Origin of the sequence: Brenneria izbisi (genome assembly GCF_025840185.1) — a bacterium.
GTDB lineage: Bacteria > Pseudomonadota > Gammaproteobacteria > Enterobacterales > Enterobacteriaceae > Brenneria > Brenneria izbisi.
In genome coordinates this window covers 1-1,234 of sequence record NZ_JAMPJU010000036.1, presented here as the reverse complement: position 1 = coordinate 1,234, position 1,234 = coordinate 1, and the positions used below count along the sequence as shown (strand labels likewise).

Here is a 1,234-nt window from a genome sequence, read left to right as displayed (position 1 = left end):
TGATCTGTCCTTGATTTAGCGCCCACCTTGTTTTCAAATCAATCAACGAAAGCGAGGTCACTATGCCAAGACAACAATATACCCCGGAGTTCAAACGTAGAGCCGTTGCATTGCTGCTCGAAAGCGGCAAATCCGTCGCTCGTATGGCGCAGGAGCTTGATATCAAAGAGAACACGCTCTACAACTGGAAAAAACTCTATCAGGAGAAGGCGGGGGCTGCTTTCTCCAACACGCCACTGCTTTCCGAACAGGAACTGGAGATCCGCCGTCTTAAAGCCAAAATCGCTGAACTGGAAGAGGATAAACTTATCCTGAAAAAAGCGGCGGCGTTCTTTGCGCGGGAAAGCCGCTAAGATACGCCATGGTCAATCAGTTATCGGCTTTCCATGAAGTGAAGCGGATTTGCCTGTTGCTCAATGTCAGCAGGCGGGGTTACCAGTCATGGCGCAACCGAACACCCAGCCAACGACAGTTGTCTAACGACACCCTGAGCCAGAGGCTGATTCAGTTGCATCACGACAGCCGGGGGACTTACGGTATCCGTCGCTTGCAAAGTGATTTACGCGATGAGCAACGATTTCACGGCAAGGCACGTATCAGCCGCCTGATGAAACAGTCTGGTCTGAAAGCGGCGAATCAGGTTCGTTACAAAGTGACGACCAACAGCCGGCATGATTATCCGGTAGCGCCCAATCTGCTGAACCGGACGTTTAATCCGTCAGCGGCGAATATCGCGTGGGCTTCGGATATCACGTATATCCGCACGGGAGAAGGCTGGCTGTATCTGGCGACGGTGATTGACCTGTATTCCAGACGCATTATCGGCTTGAGTCTGAGCAAGCGCTTGAAAAAGCAGTTGGTGATTGACGCGTTAGAGATGGCAATAAAACAGCGCAGACCGACGGGGAAGGTCATCGTGCATTCGGACAGAGGGAGCCAGTACGCCAGCCATCGGTACCGTGAGATATTGAAAAACAATGAGTTAGCCTGCTCAATGAGCGGGAAAGGCTGCTGTTATGATAATGCGGTAATGGAAAGCTTCTACCACACGCTGAAAACGGAACTGATGCAAGGTAAAGCGTTTAGCAGCAGAGAGCAGGCAATGAACGCCCTGTTTGATTATATTGAGGTGTTTTACAACCGCCGTCGCAGGCACTCAACGTTGGGTTATCAAACGCCGGTGCATTATGAAATGGTAGCGTAATTAGGTGGGAATAATTTCGGGGACAGATCC

At 50.9% G+C, this 1,234-nt stretch carries 2 protein-coding genes; both read left to right on the top strand.

Features of this window, described 5'->3' with window-relative positions:
• Nucleotides 1–62 precede the first annotated feature (62 nt).
• Nucleotides 63–353: a transposase gene (locus NC856_RS17610; RefSeq protein ID WP_264091695.1), complete on the top strand. Its 291-nt coding sequence runs from the start codon at nucleotides 63–65 to the stop codon at nucleotides 351–353.
• 8 nt (nucleotides 354–361) lie between these two features.
• A complete protein-coding gene (locus tag NC856_RS17605) occupies nucleotides 362–1,204 on the top strand; it encodes an IS3 family transposase (RefSeq protein ID WP_264091694.1) in 843 nt (280 codons plus the stop codon).
• Nucleotides 1,205–1,234: the final 30 nt, after the last annotated feature.

Bases quoted from the DNA above. Each gene is read 5' to 3' on its own strand.
- NC856_RS17610 (WP_264091695.1), top strand. From the start codon at position 63: ATGCCAAGACAACAATATACCCCGGAGTTCAAACGTAGAGCCGTTGCA.
- NC856_RS17605 (WP_264091694.1), top strand. From the start codon at position 362: ATGGTCAATCAGTTATCGGCTTTCCATGAAGTGAAGCGGATTTGCCTG.